A 16659-nucleotide genomic window follows, 5' to 3' on the forward strand; every position below is an offset into this window, starting at 1 on the left:
GACATGACGACTGAGAACCCCTCCGACCGCGATTCGGCGACCCCCATCATCCTCGACGGGTGGCCCGTCGCCGAGATCCCCTCGGGCGACGGCGTTTACAGCAACGGGTCTCGCGACGGCGCGAACGGATGGCCCGGTGGCGGCGGTGCGAGCGCAGGTGCTGGTTCGGGTGGCCCGGGCTGGGGTGGCGCGTCGCGTCTGCTCGACGGGTTGAACCCGCAGCAGCGTGAGGCCGTCGAATATCGCGGCCCGGCCTTGCTCATCGTCGCGGGCGCCGGCTCGGGCAAGACCAGCGTGCTCACGCGCCGCGTGGCCAGCCTGATCGAGAGTCGCGAGGCGTGGCCGAGCCAGATTCTCGCCATCACCTTCACCAACAAGGCCGCCGCCGAGATGCGGGAGCGCGTCGGTGCGTTGCTCGGCCAGGGTGCCGACGGCATGTGGATCTCCACGTTCCACTCGGCGTGCGTGCGCATCCTGCGCAAAGAGGCCGAGAACTTCGGGTTCACCCAGAGCTTCACGATCTACGACTCCGCCGACTCGCGCGTGCTGCTCAAGCGCATCATCAAGGAGCTCGAGGCCGACACGTTCGGGTTCACGCCGGCCAATGCATCCGCGCGCATCTCGAAGCTCAAGAACGAGCTGGCCGATGTGGACAGCTTCGCGCGCATGGTCAACACGTCCGACCCGCAAGAGGCCATGTTCCTCGCCATCTTCCGTGCCTACACGCGTGCGCTCACGGCGGCGAACGCCTTCGACTTCGACGACCTCATCGGGCAGACGGTCTACCTCTTCCGCGCGTTCCCGCATGTGGCTGCCAAGTATCAGCGGCGGTTCCGGCACGTGCTGGTCGACGAATACCAGGACACGAACCACGCTCAGTACTCGCTCATCCGCGAGCTCACGCGGGCCGTGCCCACCGACATGGTGAACGAGCTCGAGGCCTCGGGCGACCACGTGCGCAACCTGCGCGACGACGAGGGAAAGATCCCCGGTGCGTCGCTGACCGTCGTGGGCGACTCCGACCAGTCGATCTACGCATTCCGTGGGGCCGACATCCGCAACATCACCGAGTTCGAGCGTGACTTCCCGGGCGCCAAGGTGGTGCTACTCGAGCAGAACTACCGCTCGACGCAGAACATCCTGTCGGCCGCCAACGCCGTCATCGCCAACAACTTCGACCGCAAGGACAAGAAGCTGTGGTCGGCCGGCGGCGACGGCGACAAGATCATCGGCTTCACGGGCTATTCGGGGCACGACGAGGCTCAGTTCGTGGCCGACGAGATCGAGAAGCTGCACGCGGCGGGCATGGCCTACTCCGAGATCGCGGTCTTCTACCGCACCAACGCGCAGACGCGAGCGCTCGAAGAGATCTTCATCCGCTCGGCCCTGCCCTACCGCATCATGGGCGGCACCAAGTTCTATGAGCGTGCCGAGATCAAAGACGCCATGGCCTATCTCGCGGCCGTCGCCAACCCGCTCGACACGCTGGCCATGCGCCGCATCCTCAACACGCCGAAGCGCGGCATCGGGCCCGCCACCGAGACGCAGCTCGCCTCGTTCGCCGAGGCCAACGACATCTCGTTCCGCGAGGCGCTGCGCGACGCGGCCTCGCTCGGCCTCGGCCCCAAGGTCACGCGCGCCATCACCGGCCTGTCCGAGCTGCTCGACGAAGCAAGCGCGCTCGTGGCCGAAGGCAAGGTGTCCGACGTCATCACGCTGCTCATCACCAAGTCGGGCCTCGTCGAGACGCTGCGCTCCAGCCGCGACCCGCAAGACGAGGCGCGCGCCGAGAACGTCGAAGAGCTCATCGCCGTGACGAAAGACTTCGAGCGCAACAACCCCGACGGCAACCTCGTCGACTTCCTCACCGAGGTATCGCTCGTGGCCGCCGCCGACGACCTCGACGACAGCTCCGGCACCGTCTCGCTCATGACGCTGCACACCGCCAAGGGGCTCGAATACGACGCCGTGTTCCTCACGGGCGTCGAAGAAGACCTGCTGCCGCACCGCATGTCGGCCGGCGAACCCGGGGGTCCGTCCGAAGAGCGTCGGCTGTTCTACGTCGGCATCACGCGCGCCCGCAAGAAGCTGCACATCTCGCTCGCCATGACGCGCGCGCAATACGGCGAGACGTCGGTGGCCATGCCCAGCCGCTACCTGCAAGAAATCCCCGCCGAGCTCATCGAGTGGCGTCAGTCACCGGGAATGGCGAACTCCCGCGGCGGCACCCAGTCGCGCGCGCTCAACGCGCAGAAGTCCCGCTGGGGCGACGACTCCGCACCCGGGCTGCAGGGGTCGTTCAACGGCAAAGCGCTCACCGAGAAGAAGGATTGGCCCAACCGGGTCACCAACCAGGTGCGCGACAACGGCGACCTCAAGCTGCAGAGCGGCGACCGCATCCGGCACACCGACTTCGGCGAGGGACGCGTGCAGCAGGTCACGGGCATCGGCGCCAAACGCATCGCCCACGTGGCCTTCGACTCGGCCGGGGCCAAGAAGCTGCTGATCAAGATCGCGCCGATCGAAAAGATCTAGCGCGCCGGTCGGTTGTGGCGGGCAAGCGCGGCGGGAGGTTGCGCCTGTCGCGGCGACGCACGCCTCTTGTAGGCTCGGGGGCGACCGGGGGTGGCGTGTCACAGCGTCGTGAACCCTCGCCGACCATCCGCCGACGATCCGAGGGGTTCTCATGACGAACGCCAGCAACCGTCCACCCGCACCCGACCATTCGGTCGACCCCAACACTCCTGCCCTGCAGGTCACCGGGCTCGCCAAGAAGTTCGGCGAGAAAATCGCCGTCAACGGCATCAGCCTCACCGTGCCCACCGGGTCGTTCTACGGCCTCGTCGGCCCGAACGGCGCCGGCAAGACCACGACCCTCAGCATGGCCACCGGCCTGCTGCGCCCCGACTACGGGCAGGCGTTCGTGCACGGCGTCGACATGTGGCAGCACCCCATCGAGGCCAAGCGCCTGCTCGGCATCCTCGCCGACGGCGTCAAGCTCTTCGATCGGCTCACGGGCGAGCAGCTCGTCACCTACAACGGGCTCCTCTCCGGGCTCGACCGCGACACGGTCGCCCAGCGCACGCGCGACCTGCTGGCGCTGCTCGACCTCGACAAGGCCGGCGGCACGCTCGTGGTCGACTACTCGGCCGGTATGACGAAGAAGATCGCCCTCGCATCCGCCCTCGTGCACGCACCGCGCGTGCTCGTGCTCGACGAGCCGTTCGAATCGGTCGACCCCGTCTCGGCCGCCAACATCCGCGACATCTTGAAGGGGTACGTGCAGAACGGCGGCACGGTCATCGTGTCGAGCCACTCGATGGACCTCGTGCAGCGCATGTGCGACCACGTGGCCGTCATCGCCGCCGGGCGCGTGCTCGTGGCCGGAACCGTCGACGAGGTGCGCGGCGAATCCACGCTCGAAGACAAGTTCGTCGAACTCGTCGGCGGCCGACACCACGCGGAGGGCCCGGAATGGTTGCGACTCTCGTAAAACTGCGTTTCCTCGTCCTCAAGAACACGCTGTCGCGCAGCCCCTGGCAGATCGTCGCCGTCGTCATCGGCGCGCTTTACGGGCTCGGCCTGCTCTTCGGCATCGTCGCGGGCCTGATCGCGCTGAGCTTCGCGCCCCTCGACGTCACCACGCAGGTGCTCATCATCGCCGGGTCGGCGCTCGTGCTCGGTTGGGTCATCATCCCGCTCGTCTTCTCGGGCATCGAGCAGACCCTCGAACCGGCGCGACTCGTGCAATTCCCGATCCCGCTGCCCAAGCTGCTGTTGGGGCTCGGCCTCTCCGGCATCCTGGGCGTGCCCGGCCTCGTCACCACCGTGGCGGCGCTCGCCATCACCATCAGCTGGATCCGCTACCCGGCGGCCGCGGTCGCCGCGATCGTCTGCGGCCTGGTCGGCGCCGTCACGTGTGTGCTCCTCTCGCGCGCGGTGGCCGCACTCGGATCGGGACTCGCCTCGAAGCGCCGCTTCCGCGAGGTTTCCGGCACGATCGTGCTCATTCCGCTCATCCTCGCCGGCCCGATCATCATCGGTGTCACGGGCGGCCTGTCGAGTCTCGACGCGGACACCTTCCCGCGTGTGGCCCGCGTGCTCGGCTGGACGCCGCTCGGAGCCCCCTGGGCCGTCCCCGCCGATATCGCCGCGGGCGACTGGCTGCCCGCGCTCGCCAAATTCGTGATCGCGCTCGCCTTCCTCGCCATCGTCATCGTGATCTGGTATCGCGCCTTCGCGAGCGCACTGGTCAACCCGCCGCAGCAGGCCAACAAGCTGCGGGGTGCCGGCAAAGTGGGCCTATTCGGCGTGTTCCCCGCTACCCCGCGGGGTGCCGTCATGGCCCGGTCGCTCACCTACTGGGTGCGTGACCCGCGCTACCTGCGCCAGCTGATCTCGGTGCCGATCCTCTTCGCCGTATTCTGGGTTGTGTCCACGTTCAACGAGAACTACATCCTGCTCTACCTGACGGGCCCGTTCATCGCGTTCTCGCTGGCACTCGTCATCTTCGCCGACATCTCCTACGACGGCACGGCCTTCGCGACCCACCTCGCCAACGGCGTGCGCGGCATCGACGACCGGTGGGGCCGGGTTGCCGCGCTCCTGTCGTTCGGCCTGCCGGCCACCGTTCTGGGCGCCGTCGGCTCGGTGGCGATCTCGGGGGAGTGGGCGTTCCTACCCGCCATCCTCGGCCTCAGCCTCGGCCTGCTGTTCTCCGGCATGGCGGTCGTCAGCGTGTCGTCGGCGCGATTCGTCATCACCGTTCCGGCCGCGGGCGACTCGCCGTTCAAGTCGAATGCGGGCGGCAGCATCGGCCAGGCGGGCATCTCCTTCGCCGTGATGGGGATGCTGCTGCTCTTCACCCTGCCCGAGATCGTTCTCACGATCATCGCGTTCGTCACGGGGGACATCGTCTTCGGTTATGCGACGCTCGCGGTGGGTGTAGTCCTCGGACTCGTGCTCATGTTCGTCGGCATCCGCGTCGGCGGCCGCACGCTCGACCGCACGGGCCCCGACCTGCTGGTCAAGCTCAAACTGCTGCGGAACGGCTGACCCTCAACCGGCGCAGATAGAGATCGCGCGGGGCGGTGCGGATGACTCGGGGCAGGCGTGGCCAGATCGCCCGGGTCATCCGCATCGCCGCGTCGAAGCGCCGTTGGCGGCCCGGTGTCCAGCGGAAACCGAAGGCCTCCCGCAGGCGATCGTCGAGCAGTCCGACCGTTATGAGGCGCGCCAGGGGCATGCCCGCCTTCAACCAGAGGGGGCCCCGGCGCGGGTGCAGCAGGTCGGCGGCGACGCGTCGGGCCTCGGGAGTGACCCGGAGCTCGGCCATCCGTTTGGCCCAATAGGCCTCGAAGGCCGCGCGATCGGCCGGCCACGCGCCCTCGGGAACCTGCAGCGCCGTGCCGAGAACGGCGTAGCCCTGATAGACGCGCTCGGCGTCGGCGGGCGAGAGACGGCCGAAGATGCGCTCAAATATGCGGATGGCGGTGTCGTAGAGCGTGGCGGCCACCCACAGTTGCGCATCGGCATCGAAGGCGTCGTAGGCGACCGGGTGGGGGTTGCCGGCGCCGATCGACGACGCAGGCGGCCCGTCGCCACCGGACGTCTCGGCCTCGCGAGACCCGCGAGTGGGGCGTGGATCGCTATGCACGGGCCCGTGCGCCTGATTGACCCGCCGCGCCGTCTCGCGCCGCTCGGCTTCGGTGCCGAACACCTGCGCGTAGACGAACGACAGGGTCCCGTTCAGGCGGTCGAGCGGTCGCTCGCTGAAGTTGGAGTGCGCGGCGACCGCGACGCCGATGCGGGGGTCGGCGATCTGCAACAGGATGGCGCGACCGCCGCCCGCGATGAGCACACCCTCGCGCGCGACATCCCCCAGATCGGTCATGGCGTGCACCCTATCGCGGCCAGCTTGGAGGGCCGTGCCACAACCCGACCGCCGCACGGGAGTAGAGTCGGGGAAGGCAATTTCTCTCGACGTCGAGCAAACCTCGGCCGGAGAACGCCGCACACACTCACACAGATAGAGGCGGGGTTAGGAACCGAACGTGGATCTTTACGAGTACCAGGCACGAGACCTATTCGAGAAGTACGAGGTGCCGGTGCTACCCGGTATCGTCGCCGAGACGCCCGAGGAGGTGCGCGCCGCCGCCGAGAAGTTGGGCGGTGTCGTCGTCGTCAAGGCCCAGGTGAAGACCGGAGGCCGCGGCAAGGCCGGCGGCGTCAAGGTGGCGAAGACGCCCGATGAGGCAGAGGAAGCGGCGAAAGCCATTCTCGGCCTCGACATCAAGGGCCACGTCGTCAAGCGCGTCATGGTCGCGGGCGGCGCCCGCATCGCCCAGGAGTTCTACTTCTCGGTGCTGCTCGACCGCGCCAACCGCTCCTACCTGTCGCTCACGAGCGTCGAGGGCGGCATGGAGATCGAGGTGCTCGCCGTCGAGAAGCCCGAGGCGCTCGCGCGCATCGAGGTCGACCCGATCGCCGGCATCGACATCGCCAAGGCCCGCGAGATCGCCGAAGCCGCGAACTTCCCGGCCGAGCTGGTCGACAAGGTGGCCGACGTCTTCGTCAAGCTCTACGCCGTCTACACCGGCGAAGACGCGACGCTCGTCGAGGTCAACCCGCTCGTACTCACCGAAGAGGGCGACATCATCGCGCTCGACGGCAAGGTCTCGCTCGACGAGAACGCCTCGTTCCGTCACGCCGACCACGCAGCCCTCGAAGACACGGCGGCCGAAGACCCGCTCGAGTTGAAGGCCAAGGAGAACGACCTCAACTACGTCAAGCTCGACGGCGAAGTCGGAATCATCGGAAACGGTGCCGGACTCGTCATGTCCACGCTCGACGTCGTCGCCTACGCCGGCGAGGCACACGGTGGCGTCAAACCCGCCAACTTCCTCGACATCGGCGGCGGAGCATCGGCAGCCGTCATGGCCGCCGGCCTCGACGTCATCCTGGGTGACTCGCAGGTCAGGAGCGTGTTCGTCAACGTCTTCGGCGGCATCACGGCATGCGACGCCGTGGCCAACGGAATCGTCGACGCCCTCGGCATCCTGGGCGACACCGCCACCAAGCCGCTCGTCGTGCGACTCGACGGCAACAAGGTCGACGAGGGCCGCGCCATTCTGCAGGCCGCGAACCACCCCCTCATCACCCTCGCCGCCACCATGGACGAGGGCGCCGACAAGGCCGCCGAACTGGCTTCCCGCTAAAGCGCGGAAAGGACTAAGGAAAAAAGCATGTCAATCTTCCTCAACAAGGATTCGAAGGTCATCGTCCAGGGCATCACCGGCGGCGAGGGCACCAAGCACACCGCCCTCATGCTGAAGGCCGGCACCCAGGTCGTCGGCGGCGTCAACGCGCGCAAGGCCGGCACCACCGTCACGCACGAGGGTGGCGTCGAGCTGCCCGTGTTCGGCACCGTGGCCGAGGCCATCGAGAAGACCGGCGCCGACGTGTCGATCGCCTTCGTGCCGCCCGCCTTCACGAAGGATGCGGTCATCGAGGCCATCGACGCCGAGATCCCGCTGCTCGTCATCATCACCGAGGGTGTTCCCATCGGCGACTCGGCCGAATTCTGGGCCTACGCCAAGGAGAAGGGTTCGAAGACGCGCATCATCGGCCCGAACTGCCCCGGCATCATCACGCCCGGTGAGTCGCTCGTGGGCATCACCCCCGCGAACATCACGGGCAAGGGCCCCATCGGCCTCGTCTCGAAGTCGGGCACCCTGACCTACCAGATGATGTACGAGCTGCGCGAGATCGGTTTCTCGACGGCCATCGGCATCGGCGGCGACCCCATCATCGGCACGACGCACATCGACGCGCTCGCCGCGTTCGAGGCCGACCCCGAGACCAAGGCCATCGTCATGATCGGTGAGATCGGTGGAGACGCCGAAGAGCGTGCCGCCGACTTCATCAAGGCCAACGTCACGAAGCCGGTCGTCGGCTACGTCGCGGGCTTCACCGCCCCCGAGGGCAAGACCATGGGCCACGCCGGCGCCATCGTGTCGGGCTCGGCCGGAACGGCTCAGGCCAAGAAGGAAGCCCTCGAGGCTGCGGGCGTCAAGGTCGGCAAGACGCCGTCCGAGACCGCCAACCTCATGCGCGACATCATCGCGTCGCTCTAACTCGCGCCCAGCGCACACACGACAGAAGGCCCGCCCGGTTCGCCGGTGCGGGCCTTCTGTCGTGTGTGGAGGAAGGTTTGTTGGCGCCGCGCCCTGGTTAGAGCGCGCGAGAAGCGATAAGGTTCCTTATACGAGGTGAGTATGAAGAAGGCCATTGAAGAGGGGCTTCGAGTCGAGCTGGCGTCGGCGGCCAAGCGCCGGGCCGATGCATCAGCCGACCTGAGGTTCGCCGTGCTGCGCGCCTCGACCTGGGGACTATCGCAGCGCGAGATCGCATCCATTCTCGGTGTGAGTCAGCCCGCGGTGTCCCAGATGCTCGGAACAATGCGCCGCACGTCGCTGGGCCAGGGCCCGATCGGGCGACATGTCCTCGAGCATCGCGACGACATCGTTCGCATCGCGCGCGAGCACGATGCCCGCCGGCTGCGGGTCTTCGGTTCCGTTGCGCGCGGTGAAGACACCGAGGGCAGTGACCTCGATCTTCTCGTGGACATGCGCGCCGGAACCGGCATGTTAGCGATCGCGCGCCTGGGAGACGACCTGAGCGACCTGCTCGGCGTGCCGGTCGATATCGTTCCCGAGCACCAGGTGAAGGCCGAGGCGCTCGAGGCTCTGCTCGCGTCGGCGGTCGTGCTGTGAAGAGGTCCGATGCCGATCATCTCGAGGACGCGCTCACGCATCTGCGAGTGCTCCACGAGCACCTGATGCTCACAGAAGCTCACGACCAAGTGGTTCTGGATGCCGCCGCTCTTCGTCTCTCGGCATCCATCGAGTGTGTCGGGCAGATCTCAGAAGCTCTGCGGATGACGGTCATCGACGAGCGCACCTGGCGAGCCGTGCGGGGGATGCGCAACAGGATCGCTCATGCGTACGCCTTCGTCGACCCAGCCGTGCTGCGCTCGACTCTTGAGGGCGACGTGGCGGGTTTTCACGAGGATGTGCGGCGACTTCGGACGCTGGTCTGAGCCCGTCCGCCTGCCACTTCTGCCGCTCTGGGCCGAAGAGACCTTGAGCTGACAGGTCGGCGGAGGCGGGAGAAGATACAGAGCGCCGGGCGCCGGTGCGGAAGATCCGCGACCGACACCTGACGTTCTGCGTGACTCGACCTGCTAGTGCGCGACGACCGGCTCGGCAGCCGCCGGAGCGCTGCCCTCCGGGTTGTGCAGCGAGACGCCGTGGCCGCGGCGGCGGAACAGCAGGGCCGACAGGATGGCTCCGACGAGGAAGAAACCCGCGCCCCAGAAGTAGGCCGTGGAGTAGCTGTGCACGGCCGCGTCGGCGAGAACCTCGGGCGAGGCGGGCAGGTTCGAGGCCACGAAGTCGGTGGCCGCCGTTGCCGCGAGCGTGTTGAGCAGCGCCGTGCCGATCGACCCTCCGACCTGCTGGCTCGTGTTCACCATGGCCGAGGCGACGCCCGCGAACTGGCGGTCGACTCCGAGGGTGGCGGTCTGCATGGACGCCGGCATGATCGAACCCATCGCGAAACCGAGCACCATGAGCGCGGGGAGGACATCGGCCGCATAGGTGCTGTCGAGGGTGAGGCGCGTGAGCAGCAGCATCCCCGTCACGCCGAGGAGCATGCCGAACGGCACCATCACCTTGGGCCCGAAGCGCGGCACGAAGATGTTGGTCGACAGCTGGGCGGCGAGCACGAGCATGCCGATCATGGGAAGGAACGAGAGGCCGGTCTGAATGGGGGAGTAGCCGAGCGACGCCTGCAGGTAGTAGGTGACGAACAGGAAGATGCCGAACATGCCCGCACCGGCGATGAGCACCGACGCGTAGGCGGCGCCGCGGTTGCGATCGAGCACGATCGACAGCGGCAAGAGCGGATGCGCGGCGCGACGCTGCCAGAACACGAAGGCGACGAGCAGCACGACGCTCGCGGCGAGCATGCCCCAGGTGGCCGGGGAGTCCCAGCCGTCGGTCTCGGCATTCGAGAAGCCGTAGACGAGCGTGAAGAGGGCACCAGACACGAGGATGGTCCCCGGAACGTCGAGCTTCGGCCGCGGGCCCTCGCGCTTCGGCGAGGAGACGAAGATGACCGCACCGATGATGGCGATGATCGCGATGAAGACGTTGATGTAGAGGTTCCAGCGCCAGTCGAGCCTCTCTGTGAGGAACCCACCGAGCAGCAGGCCGACCGCGCCACCAGCACCGGCAATGGCACCGAAGACACCGAATGCCCGGGCGCGCTCCTTGGGAATCGTGAACGTGGTGGTGAGCACAGCGAGGGCCGTGGGGGCGAGCAGCGCACCGAAGGCACCCTGCAGGGCGCGTGCGGCGACCAGGAGGCCGAAGCTGTCGGCGGCGCCACCCAGCGCGGAGGCGAGGGCGAAACCGATGAGGCCGATGATGAAGGCGCGCTTGCGACCGATGAGGTCGGAGAGGCGGCCGCCCAGCAGCAACAGGCTGCCGAAGGCGAGGGAGTACGCGGTGATGACCCACTGACGGTCGCCATTGGAGAAGCCGAGGTCGGCCTGCGCGGCGGGCAGAGCGATGTTCACGACGGTGGCGTCGAGCACGACCATGAGCTGGGCGATGGCGACGGCGGTCAGCGTCCACCAGCGGCGGGACGACGTTGCGGCAGCGGCTGCTGCGGCAACGGGTGAAGCGGAGGAAGTCTGTGGCATGTCGAGAACTATATACGGAACCGGCCAGTTTCGGATACGATCAGTTCTATATTCAACCCTTCGCTAACATGGGGTGAACCCATGAAGGCCCGAAAACGCGAGGAGATCGCCGCAATGACGCAGGTCGAATCCCCCAAACTGGGGCGCAAGCGCGATCACTCCCGCGACCCCGAGATCCTCGATGCGGCCCTCGAGGTGCTCGCCGAATGTGGGTACGACGGCATGACCGTCGAAATGGTGGCGGCCCGCGCCAAAGCCGGCAAGGCCACGCTCTACCGCCGCTGGGCCTCGAAGAACGAACTCGTGATCGACGCCGTGGCCTGCATGAAACGCGCCGACCTCGAGCACCTGCCCGACACGGGGACGCTGCGCGGAGACCTGGTGGGTCTGATCAAACCCCGCACAATCGAAGAGGCCGAGAAGAAGCTGCAGATCATGGCGGGGCTCTCGTCGATGCTCTCGAAGTCGCCCGAGCTCGCGCAGGCGATCGAGCAGGCCATCATCCGGCCGCGCGCCGAGGCCAACAAGACGCTGCTGCTGCGCGCCATCGAGCGCGGTGAGATCTCGAGCGACTGCGACCTCGAGACGCTCGCCCTGATCACCCCGGCCATGACGGCCTATCGCGTGCTCGTGCTTCAAAAGCCCGTCGACCGCCCGTTCCTCCTCTCCATCATCGACGGCGTGCTGCTGCCGGCCGTGGGCATCCGCGTGGCCGATTCGATCGAACGGACGCCAGCGGGCTGAGTCGTCGAAGCGCTACCGTGTGCTCAGCGCTCGGTAGCGGACCGCGTGCCCGATCGAGAAGGGCAGCATGATGACGGAGTCGGAAAGCGCCCAAAGTGTGCGGATTGCCCGTCTCGAAGCCGAGAACGCGTGGCTTCGGGAACGTGAACGCGTGGCGGCGGCCGAAGCCGACACGCCGAAAACGGGTCGAGCCGCGCGGCTTTTCTTTATGCTCGTCTCGGCCCTGCTCATTATCGTGGCCGCTGTGCTCGCGCCCGTGAGCATCGCCGCGAGCTGGGCGGTCACCGAGCTCACCGACACGCAGTCTTTCGTCGAGACCTTTGGTCCCCTTGTTGACGAACCGGCCGTGCAGGATGCCGTGATCCGCGAAACCGAAGCGGCGATCAGCGAGGCGCTCGACGTCGAGGCCCTCACCGACGATCTCTTCGACGGGATCGAGAGTCTGGGCGTGCCGCCGAAGGCCGCTGCCGCGCTCGATTTGCTACGCGACCCGGCGGCAGCCGGCGTGACCTCGGCGATCGACGGTGTGGTCGAGAGGGTCGTCCGCTCGGATGCTTTTTCGACCGTGTGGAACGAAGCCCTCACGCGAACCCACCGTCAACTGACTCTGAGTCTCGAGGGCGACCCGGATGCCGTGATCGAGATCGGGGCCGACCCGCAGGGCGACATCGGCGTGCAGCTCGGGCCGATCGTCGACCGGGTGAAGGACGCCCTGGTCGCCGACGGTTTCGCGCTGGCCGAGCGGATTCCATCCATCGAACGCACGATCGTGATCGCCGACACGTCACAGGCCGCGGGCGTGCAGACGATCTATACGCTCGTCGTCGCGGTGGGCCCGTGGCTGCCCGCGATCGCGCTGGTGGCTGCCGCCGGGGGAGTCCTGTTGGCACGCAACAAGCGTCGCGCCGTGATCGCCGCGGCCATCGCCATTGCCGCCACGGCCCTGGCGCTCGGCGTTGCACTCGCTATCGCGCGGCCGCTCCTGCGCCGCACGGCCCGCGCCGACGGCTTCCCGGGGGACGCGCTCGAGGTCGTCTTCGACCACGCGACGGCGGGCTTGTTCGCGCTCGTCGGCAGTGTCGTCGTGATCGGTGTCGCCAGCGCGGTGGCCGTGTGGCTTGCGGGCCCCGGCCGGGCTCCTCGGGCGTTGCGTTCGGTCGCGCGGGACGCGGCATCCGCGGTGCGCGGGTTCGGCGAGGCGCACGGCGTCACCACGGGTGCCTTCGGAACACGTCTGGCCCGTGTCATCGGTCTGCTCCGCCTGGTCGTGCTCCTGGTTGCGGCCGGGATCGTTCTCCTGGTTCGACCGATCGATGTGGCGGACATGGCCTGGATCGCGGTCGGGGCCCTCGTGCTGCTGTTCGTGCTCGAGGTGCTTCAGCGCCCGGCCCACAACACCCCGGCCGGGCAGCCCGTCGAGGAAGCGGGCTGAGGGTAGGCTCCAAGTCGGATGAACCGCTCACAGACTGCCACTCTCGCCGCCCTCGAGACCCTCATCGCCATCGCCATCGGCGTGGCGATCCCGCTCGTACCCCTGTCCCTGCTCTGGGCCATCCAGGACGGCTTTGCGACCGACTGGCTCGTGTTCTGGCGCGCCGCCGTGGACATCTGGTTGGCCGGCAACGGCGTCGACATCCGAGCGACGGCGGATGCCGCGACCATCGCCCAGGTCGGCGTGGCACAGGCCGCCCAGCCCTTCTTCGTGACCATCGCGCCCCTCGCATTCGCTCTCTTCTCGGTGCTCGCGGCCGTGCGCATCGGGCGGCGCGCGGCCGAGACCCGCTACTGGCAGTCGGGTGTCGCGGGTTCGCTCGTGGCCGCGCTCGTGCTGTCGGCGCTGCTCACGTTCTCGGCGCTCTCCGAACAGCTGCGCCCGTCGATCCTGCAGGGCATCGTGTTGCCGCCGCTCGTCATCGCGGTGGGGCTCGCGATCGGCGTCATCCGCCACCGGGTCGCGTCTGCCCCTTCGAGCGCGTCCGGCTCGACCGTTTCTCCCCGGGCGTCCGGAGCGCGTTCGGGCGCCGCGAAGCGGAGCGCGTCGGCCGGTCTCGGCGAACGCATCGCCGACCGCTTCAGCGACACCCAACTGGCCATCCTGCGCGCTGGCTTCACGGGCGCCACCGCCGTGGTCGCCGCCATCCTCGCCGTGGCCAGCGTGCTGCTCGCGCTCACGATCTTCGCCAACTTCGGCACCATCACCACGCTCTACGAGAGCACGCAGCTGGGCGTGACGGGCGGCATCGCGGTCACCCTCGGCCAGCTGGCGTTCATGCCCAACCTCGTCATCTGGGTGGCCTCGTGGCTTGTCGGCCCCGGGTTCGCGCTCGGCGCCGGCACGAGCGTCTCACCCGTCAACACGGTCGTCGGCCCGCTCCCCGCCTTCCCGATCCTCGGCGCCGTGCCGACCGCGGACCTTCTGTTCGGCTTCGTGGGCATCCTGGTGCCTCTGCTGGCCGGCTTCTTCGCTGCCATGCTCGTGCGCGAACGCTTGACGGATGCCGCCACCCCCGCCCACGCCAACCGCACCCTTGCCGCCGGAGCCGTCGCCATCGGGCTGATCTCCGCGCTCATCTTCGCCGTGCTCGCATCCCTGTCGGGCGGAGCGATCGGCCCGGGACGCCTGGCCGAGGTCGGGCCTAACCCGCTCTGGGTCGCGCTCTTCGTCTTCATCGAGGTGACGGTCGCGGCCCTGATCGGCATGCTCGCAAGCGGGCACTCCGACGACCACCCCGACACCGGATCGGCGTCTGCCGCATCCGGTCGCTCGCGCCTCAGTGAGCGGGAATCGGGTTCTGCCTCAAAACGGTAGGCTGTTCGGGTGCTCTCCGTGGTTGTGCTCATCTCCGGCACCGGTTCCAATCTTCGTGCCCTCCTCGAGGCGTCGAGCGATGACGCGTTCCCCGCTCGCGTGATCGCCGTCGGTGCCGATCGCGAGGCCGACGGCCTGGCACACGCTGAGGCCTTCGGCATCCCCACCTTCACGGTGCCGTATTCGTCGTTCGACTCGCGCGCCGAATGGGGCGAGGCCTTGCTCGAGCAGATCCGCGTCTGGCATCCCGACCTCGTCGTGCTGTCGGGCCTCATGCGTCTGCTGCCGGCCGGGGTCGTCGACGCCCTCGCGCCGCACCTCATCAACACGCACCCCGCCTACCTGCCCGAGTTCCCGGGTGCCCACGGCGTGCGTGACGCCCTCGCGGCCGGTGTGACCCAGACGGGTGCGAGCATCATCGTCGTCGCGAACGGCGTCGACGACGGCCCCATCATCGTGCAGGAGCGCGTCCCCGTGCTGCCCGACGACACCGAGCACACGCTGCACGAGCGCATCAAACCGGTCGAGCGCCGCCTGCTCGTCGACACGGTGCGCAGCATCGCCACCGGCGACGTCGACCTCGCCGCCCTCTAACCCCACGGGCCGCGACCTGCGGCCGGCACACCCCAACCGAGGAGATCAGATCCCATGTCCGGCCCGAGCCACGACAAGAGCCTGTACCGCGAACGCGACATCGTCCCCATCACCCGCGCCCTCCTCTCGGTCAGCGACAAACGCGACCTGCTGACGCTCGCCGAGGCCCTCGCGGGTGCCGGCGTCGAGATCGTGTCGACCGGAAGCACGGCCCAGACCATCCGCGACGCCGGTTTCGCGGTCACCGACGTGGCCCAGGTGACGGGTTTCCCTGAGTCGCTCGACGGGCGTGTCAAGACGCTGCACCCCGCCGTGCACTCCGGGCTCCTCGCCGACCTGCGCCTCGAATCCCACGAAGAGCAGCTGGCCGAGCTCGGCATCTCCCCGTTCCAGCTCGTGGTCGTCAACCTGTACCCGTTCGTCGAGACCGTCGCCTCGGGCGCCCAGGGCGACGACGTCATCGAGCAGATCGACATCGGCGGCCCCGCCATGGTGCGCGCCTCGGCCAAGAACCACGCCAACGTGGCGATCGTCGTGTCGCCCGACGCCTACCCCTCGATCATCGACGCCGTCGCGGCCGGGGGCACGTCGCTCGCGCAGCGCCGCACCCTGGCGCGCGAGGCATTCCAGCACACGGCCTCCTACGACACGGCCGTCGCTGCCTGGTTCGTCGACAACGACGGCTCGTCGAACGACGGTTCCTCGAACGCGGGAGGCACGGATGCGGCAGCCCCCGCATCCGCTGACGCCTTCGCCGCGACCGTCACGCTCGGCGGCGAGCTGCAGCAGACGCTGCGTTATGGCGAGAACTCGCACCAGAAGGCCGCCCTCTACGCGCGCCCCGACGGCCACGGCATCGCGCAGGCCACGCAGCTGCACGGCAAGGAGATGAGCTACAACAACTTCGTCGACGCCGATGCCGCCGTGCGCGCCGCCTACGACTTCATCTACCCGGCCGTCGCCATCATCAAGCACGCCAACCCGTGCGGCATCGCGGTCGCGAAGCCCAAGGCGCCCGACGCCATCGCCTCGGCGCACCAGCGCGCGCACGAATGCGACCCCGTGTCGGCGTTCGGCGGCGTGATCGCGGCCAACCGCATCGTCACGCTCAAGATGGCCGAGACCGTGAAAGAGATCTTCACCGAGGTGCTCGTCGCCCCGGGCTTCGAAGACGCCGCGCTCGACGTGCTGAAAACCAAGAAGAACCTGCGCCTGCTGCAGCTGCCCGACGGCTTCGAGCGCGAAGACACCGAGGTGCGCCAGATCTCGGGCGGCCTGCTCGTGCAGGACACCGACCGATTCGCACCCGTCGACCCCGCGGTCACGGCCGCATCGTGGACCCTCGCCACGGGTGAGCCCGCCGACGAAGAGACGATCGTCGACCTCGTGTTCGCGTGGAAGGCCTGCCGGGCCGTCAAGTCCAACGGCATCCTGCTGGCGCACAACGGCGCGTCCGTGGGTGTGGGCATGGGCCAGGTCAACCGCGTCGACTCGTGCCAGCTCGCGGTGACGCGGGCGGGTGACCGCGCGGCCGGTTCGGTGGCGGCATCCGATGCGTTCTTCCCCTTCGCCGACGGCCTGCAGGTGCTGCTGGATGCCGGTGTGAAGGCCGTCGTGCAGCCCGGTGGTTCGGTGCGCGACGAAGAGGTCATCCAGGCGGCCGAGGCCGCGGGCATCACCATGTACTTCACGGGTGAGCGTCACTTCTTCCACTGAGTCGGAGGGTGTCGCGGCGGCGTGATCG

General features: G+C 68.3%; 14 protein-coding genes. 12 read left to right on the top strand and 2 right to left on the bottom strand.

Annotated features, from left to right (window positions below; genetic code table 11):
• Nucleotides 1-3 precede the first annotated feature (3 nt).
• The 3 genes from ACUWEX_RS04170 (at nt 4) to ACUWEX_RS04180 (ending at nt 5055) form a co-directional block, all read left to right on the top strand.
• The gene (locus tag ACUWEX_RS04170; RefSeq protein ID WP_445997212.1) at nt 4-2535 is read left to right on the top strand and encodes an ATP-dependent helicase; all 2532 of its coding nucleotides are present in this window, start codon (nt 4-6) and stop codon (nt 2533-2535) included.
• A 151-nt stretch (nt 2536-2686) separates the two neighbouring features.
• Nucleotides 2687-3493 (top strand): ABC transporter ATP-binding protein, encoded by an 807-nt coding sequence (locus ACUWEX_RS04175; protein WP_079726978.1) that lies wholly within the window; start codon nt 2687-2689, stop codon nt 3491-3493.
• The gene (locus ACUWEX_RS04180) at nt 3475-5055 is read left to right on the top strand and encodes a transporter (protein WP_445997213.1); all 1581 of its coding nucleotides are present in this window, start codon (nt 3475-3477) and stop codon (nt 5053-5055) included. Before ACUWEX_RS04175 ends, ACUWEX_RS04180 begins: the two co-directional genes overlap by 19 nt.
• Here ACUWEX_RS04180 and ACUWEX_RS04185 read toward each other — a convergent pair.
• Nucleotides 5033-5893 (bottom strand): oxygenase MpaB family protein, encoded by an 861-nt coding sequence (locus ACUWEX_RS04185; RefSeq protein WP_445997214.1) that lies wholly within the window; start codon nt 5891-5893, stop codon nt 5033-5035. The two genes, ACUWEX_RS04180 and ACUWEX_RS04185, sit on opposite strands and share 23 nt — an antisense overlap.
• Nucleotides 5894-6053: 160 nt before the next feature.
• Here ACUWEX_RS04185 and sucC point away from each other — a divergent pair, with 160 nt between their 5' ends.
• The 4 genes from sucC to ACUWEX_RS04205 all read left to right on the top strand — a co-directional run bounded on the left by sucC (nt 6054) and on the right by ACUWEX_RS04205 (nt 9100).
• Nucleotides 6054-7217 carry an ADP-forming succinate--CoA ligase subunit beta gene (sucC, locus tag ACUWEX_RS04190; protein ID WP_445997215.1) on the top strand — a complete coding sequence of 388 codons (1164 nt, stop codon included), beginning with the start codon at nt 6054-6056 and terminating at the stop codon, nt 7215-7217.
• A 27-nt stretch (nt 7218-7244) separates the two neighbouring features.
• Nucleotides 7245-8135: a succinate--CoA ligase subunit alpha gene (gene sucD / locus ACUWEX_RS04195; RefSeq protein ID WP_077053792.1), complete on the top strand. Its 891-nt coding sequence runs from the start codon at nt 7245-7247 to the stop codon at nt 8133-8135.
• Nucleotides 8136-8276: 141 nt separating this feature from the next.
• Nucleotides 8277-8774: a nucleotidyltransferase domain-containing protein gene (locus tag ACUWEX_RS04200; RefSeq protein WP_445997216.1), complete on the top strand. Its 498-nt coding sequence runs from the start codon at nt 8277-8279 to the stop codon at nt 8772-8774.
• The gene (locus ACUWEX_RS04205) at nt 8771-9100 is read left to right on the top strand and encodes a HepT-like ribonuclease domain-containing protein (RefSeq protein WP_445997217.1); all 330 of its coding nucleotides are present in this window, start codon (nt 8771-8773) and stop codon (nt 9098-9100) included. The genes ACUWEX_RS04200 and ACUWEX_RS04205 overlap by 4 nt, the downstream gene beginning before the upstream one ends.
• Before the next feature lie 144 nt (nt 9101-9244).
• Here the strand turns inward: ACUWEX_RS04205 and ACUWEX_RS04210 are convergent, their stop codons facing one another.
• Entirely contained in the window at nt 9245-10768 is a 1524-nt protein-coding gene (locus ACUWEX_RS04210; protein ID WP_445997218.1) for an MFS transporter, read from the bottom strand.
• A gap of 81 nt (nt 10769-10849) precedes the next feature.
• Here ACUWEX_RS04210 and ACUWEX_RS04215 point away from each other — a divergent pair, with 81 nt between their 5' ends.
• The 5 genes from ACUWEX_RS04215 to purH all read left to right on the top strand — a co-directional run bounded on the left by ACUWEX_RS04215 (nt 10850) and on the right by purH (nt 16631).
• The gene (locus ACUWEX_RS04215; RefSeq protein ID WP_445997219.1) at nt 10850-11512 is read left to right on the top strand and encodes a TetR/AcrR family transcriptional regulator; all 663 of its coding nucleotides are present in this window, start codon (nt 10850-10852) and stop codon (nt 11510-11512) included.
• 97 nt (nt 11513-11609) lie between these two features.
• Nucleotides 11610-12944, top strand: coding sequence for a hypothetical protein (locus ACUWEX_RS04220; RefSeq protein ID WP_445997220.1), 1335 nt, complete (start codon nt 11610-11612; stop codon nt 12942-12944).
• An 18-nt stretch (nt 12945-12962) separates the two neighbouring features.
• The gene (locus ACUWEX_RS04225; RefSeq protein ID WP_079726987.1) at nt 12963-14321 is read left to right on the top strand and encodes a cell division protein PerM; all 1359 of its coding nucleotides are present in this window, start codon (nt 12963-12965) and stop codon (nt 14319-14321) included.
• Nucleotides 14322-14330: 9 nt separating this feature from the next.
• Nucleotides 14331-14915, top strand: a complete 585-nt coding sequence (gene purN / locus ACUWEX_RS04230) for a phosphoribosylglycinamide formyltransferase (RefSeq protein WP_079726988.1) — start codon at nt 14331-14333, stop codon at nt 14913-14915.
• A 54-nt stretch (nt 14916-14969) separates the two neighbouring features.
• The gene (purH, locus tag ACUWEX_RS04235; RefSeq protein ID WP_079726989.1) at nt 14970-16631 is read left to right on the top strand and encodes a bifunctional phosphoribosylaminoimidazolecarboxamide formyltransferase/IMP cyclohydrolase; all 1662 of its coding nucleotides are present in this window, start codon (nt 14970-14972) and stop codon (nt 16629-16631) included.
• Nucleotides 16632-16659 lie beyond the last annotated feature (28 nt).

It is taken from the genome of Okibacterium fritillariae (assembly GCF_052783725.1).

Excerpts from the sequence above, each read along its gene's own strand:
- ACUWEX_RS04170 (WP_445997212.1), top strand. The coding sequence starts at position 4 with ATGACGACTGAGAACCCCTCCGACCGCGATTCGGCGACCCCCATCATC.
- ACUWEX_RS04175 (WP_079726978.1), top strand. The coding sequence starts at position 2,687 with ATGACGAACGCCAGCAACCGTCCACCCGCACCCGACCATTCGGTCGAC.
- ACUWEX_RS04180 (WP_445997213.1), top strand. The coding sequence starts at position 3,475 with ATGGTTGCGACTCTCGTAAAACTGCGTTTCCTCGTCCTCAAGAACACG.
- ACUWEX_RS04185 (WP_445997214.1), bottom strand. The coding sequence starts at position 5,893 with ATGACCGATCTGGGGGATGTCGCGCGCGAGGGTGTGCTCATCGCGGGC.
- sucD (WP_077053792.1), top strand. The coding sequence starts at position 7,245 with ATGTCAATCTTCCTCAACAAGGATTCGAAGGTCATCGTCCAGGGCATC.
- ACUWEX_RS04200 (WP_445997216.1), top strand. The coding sequence starts at position 8,277 with ATGAAGAAGGCCATTGAAGAGGGGCTTCGAGTCGAGCTGGCGTCGGCG.
- ACUWEX_RS04210 (WP_445997218.1), bottom strand. The coding sequence starts at position 10,768 with ATGCCACAGACTTCCTCCGCTTCACCCGTTGCCGCAGCAGCCGCTGCC.
- ACUWEX_RS04215 (WP_445997219.1), top strand. The coding sequence starts at position 10,850 with ATGAAGGCCCGAAAACGCGAGGAGATCGCCGCAATGACGCAGGTCGAA.
- ACUWEX_RS04225 (WP_079726987.1), top strand. The coding sequence starts at position 12,963 with ATGAACCGCTCACAGACTGCCACTCTCGCCGCCCTCGAGACCCTCATC.
- purH (WP_079726989.1), top strand. The coding sequence starts at position 14,970 with ATGTCCGGCCCGAGCCACGACAAGAGCCTGTACCGCGAACGCGACATC.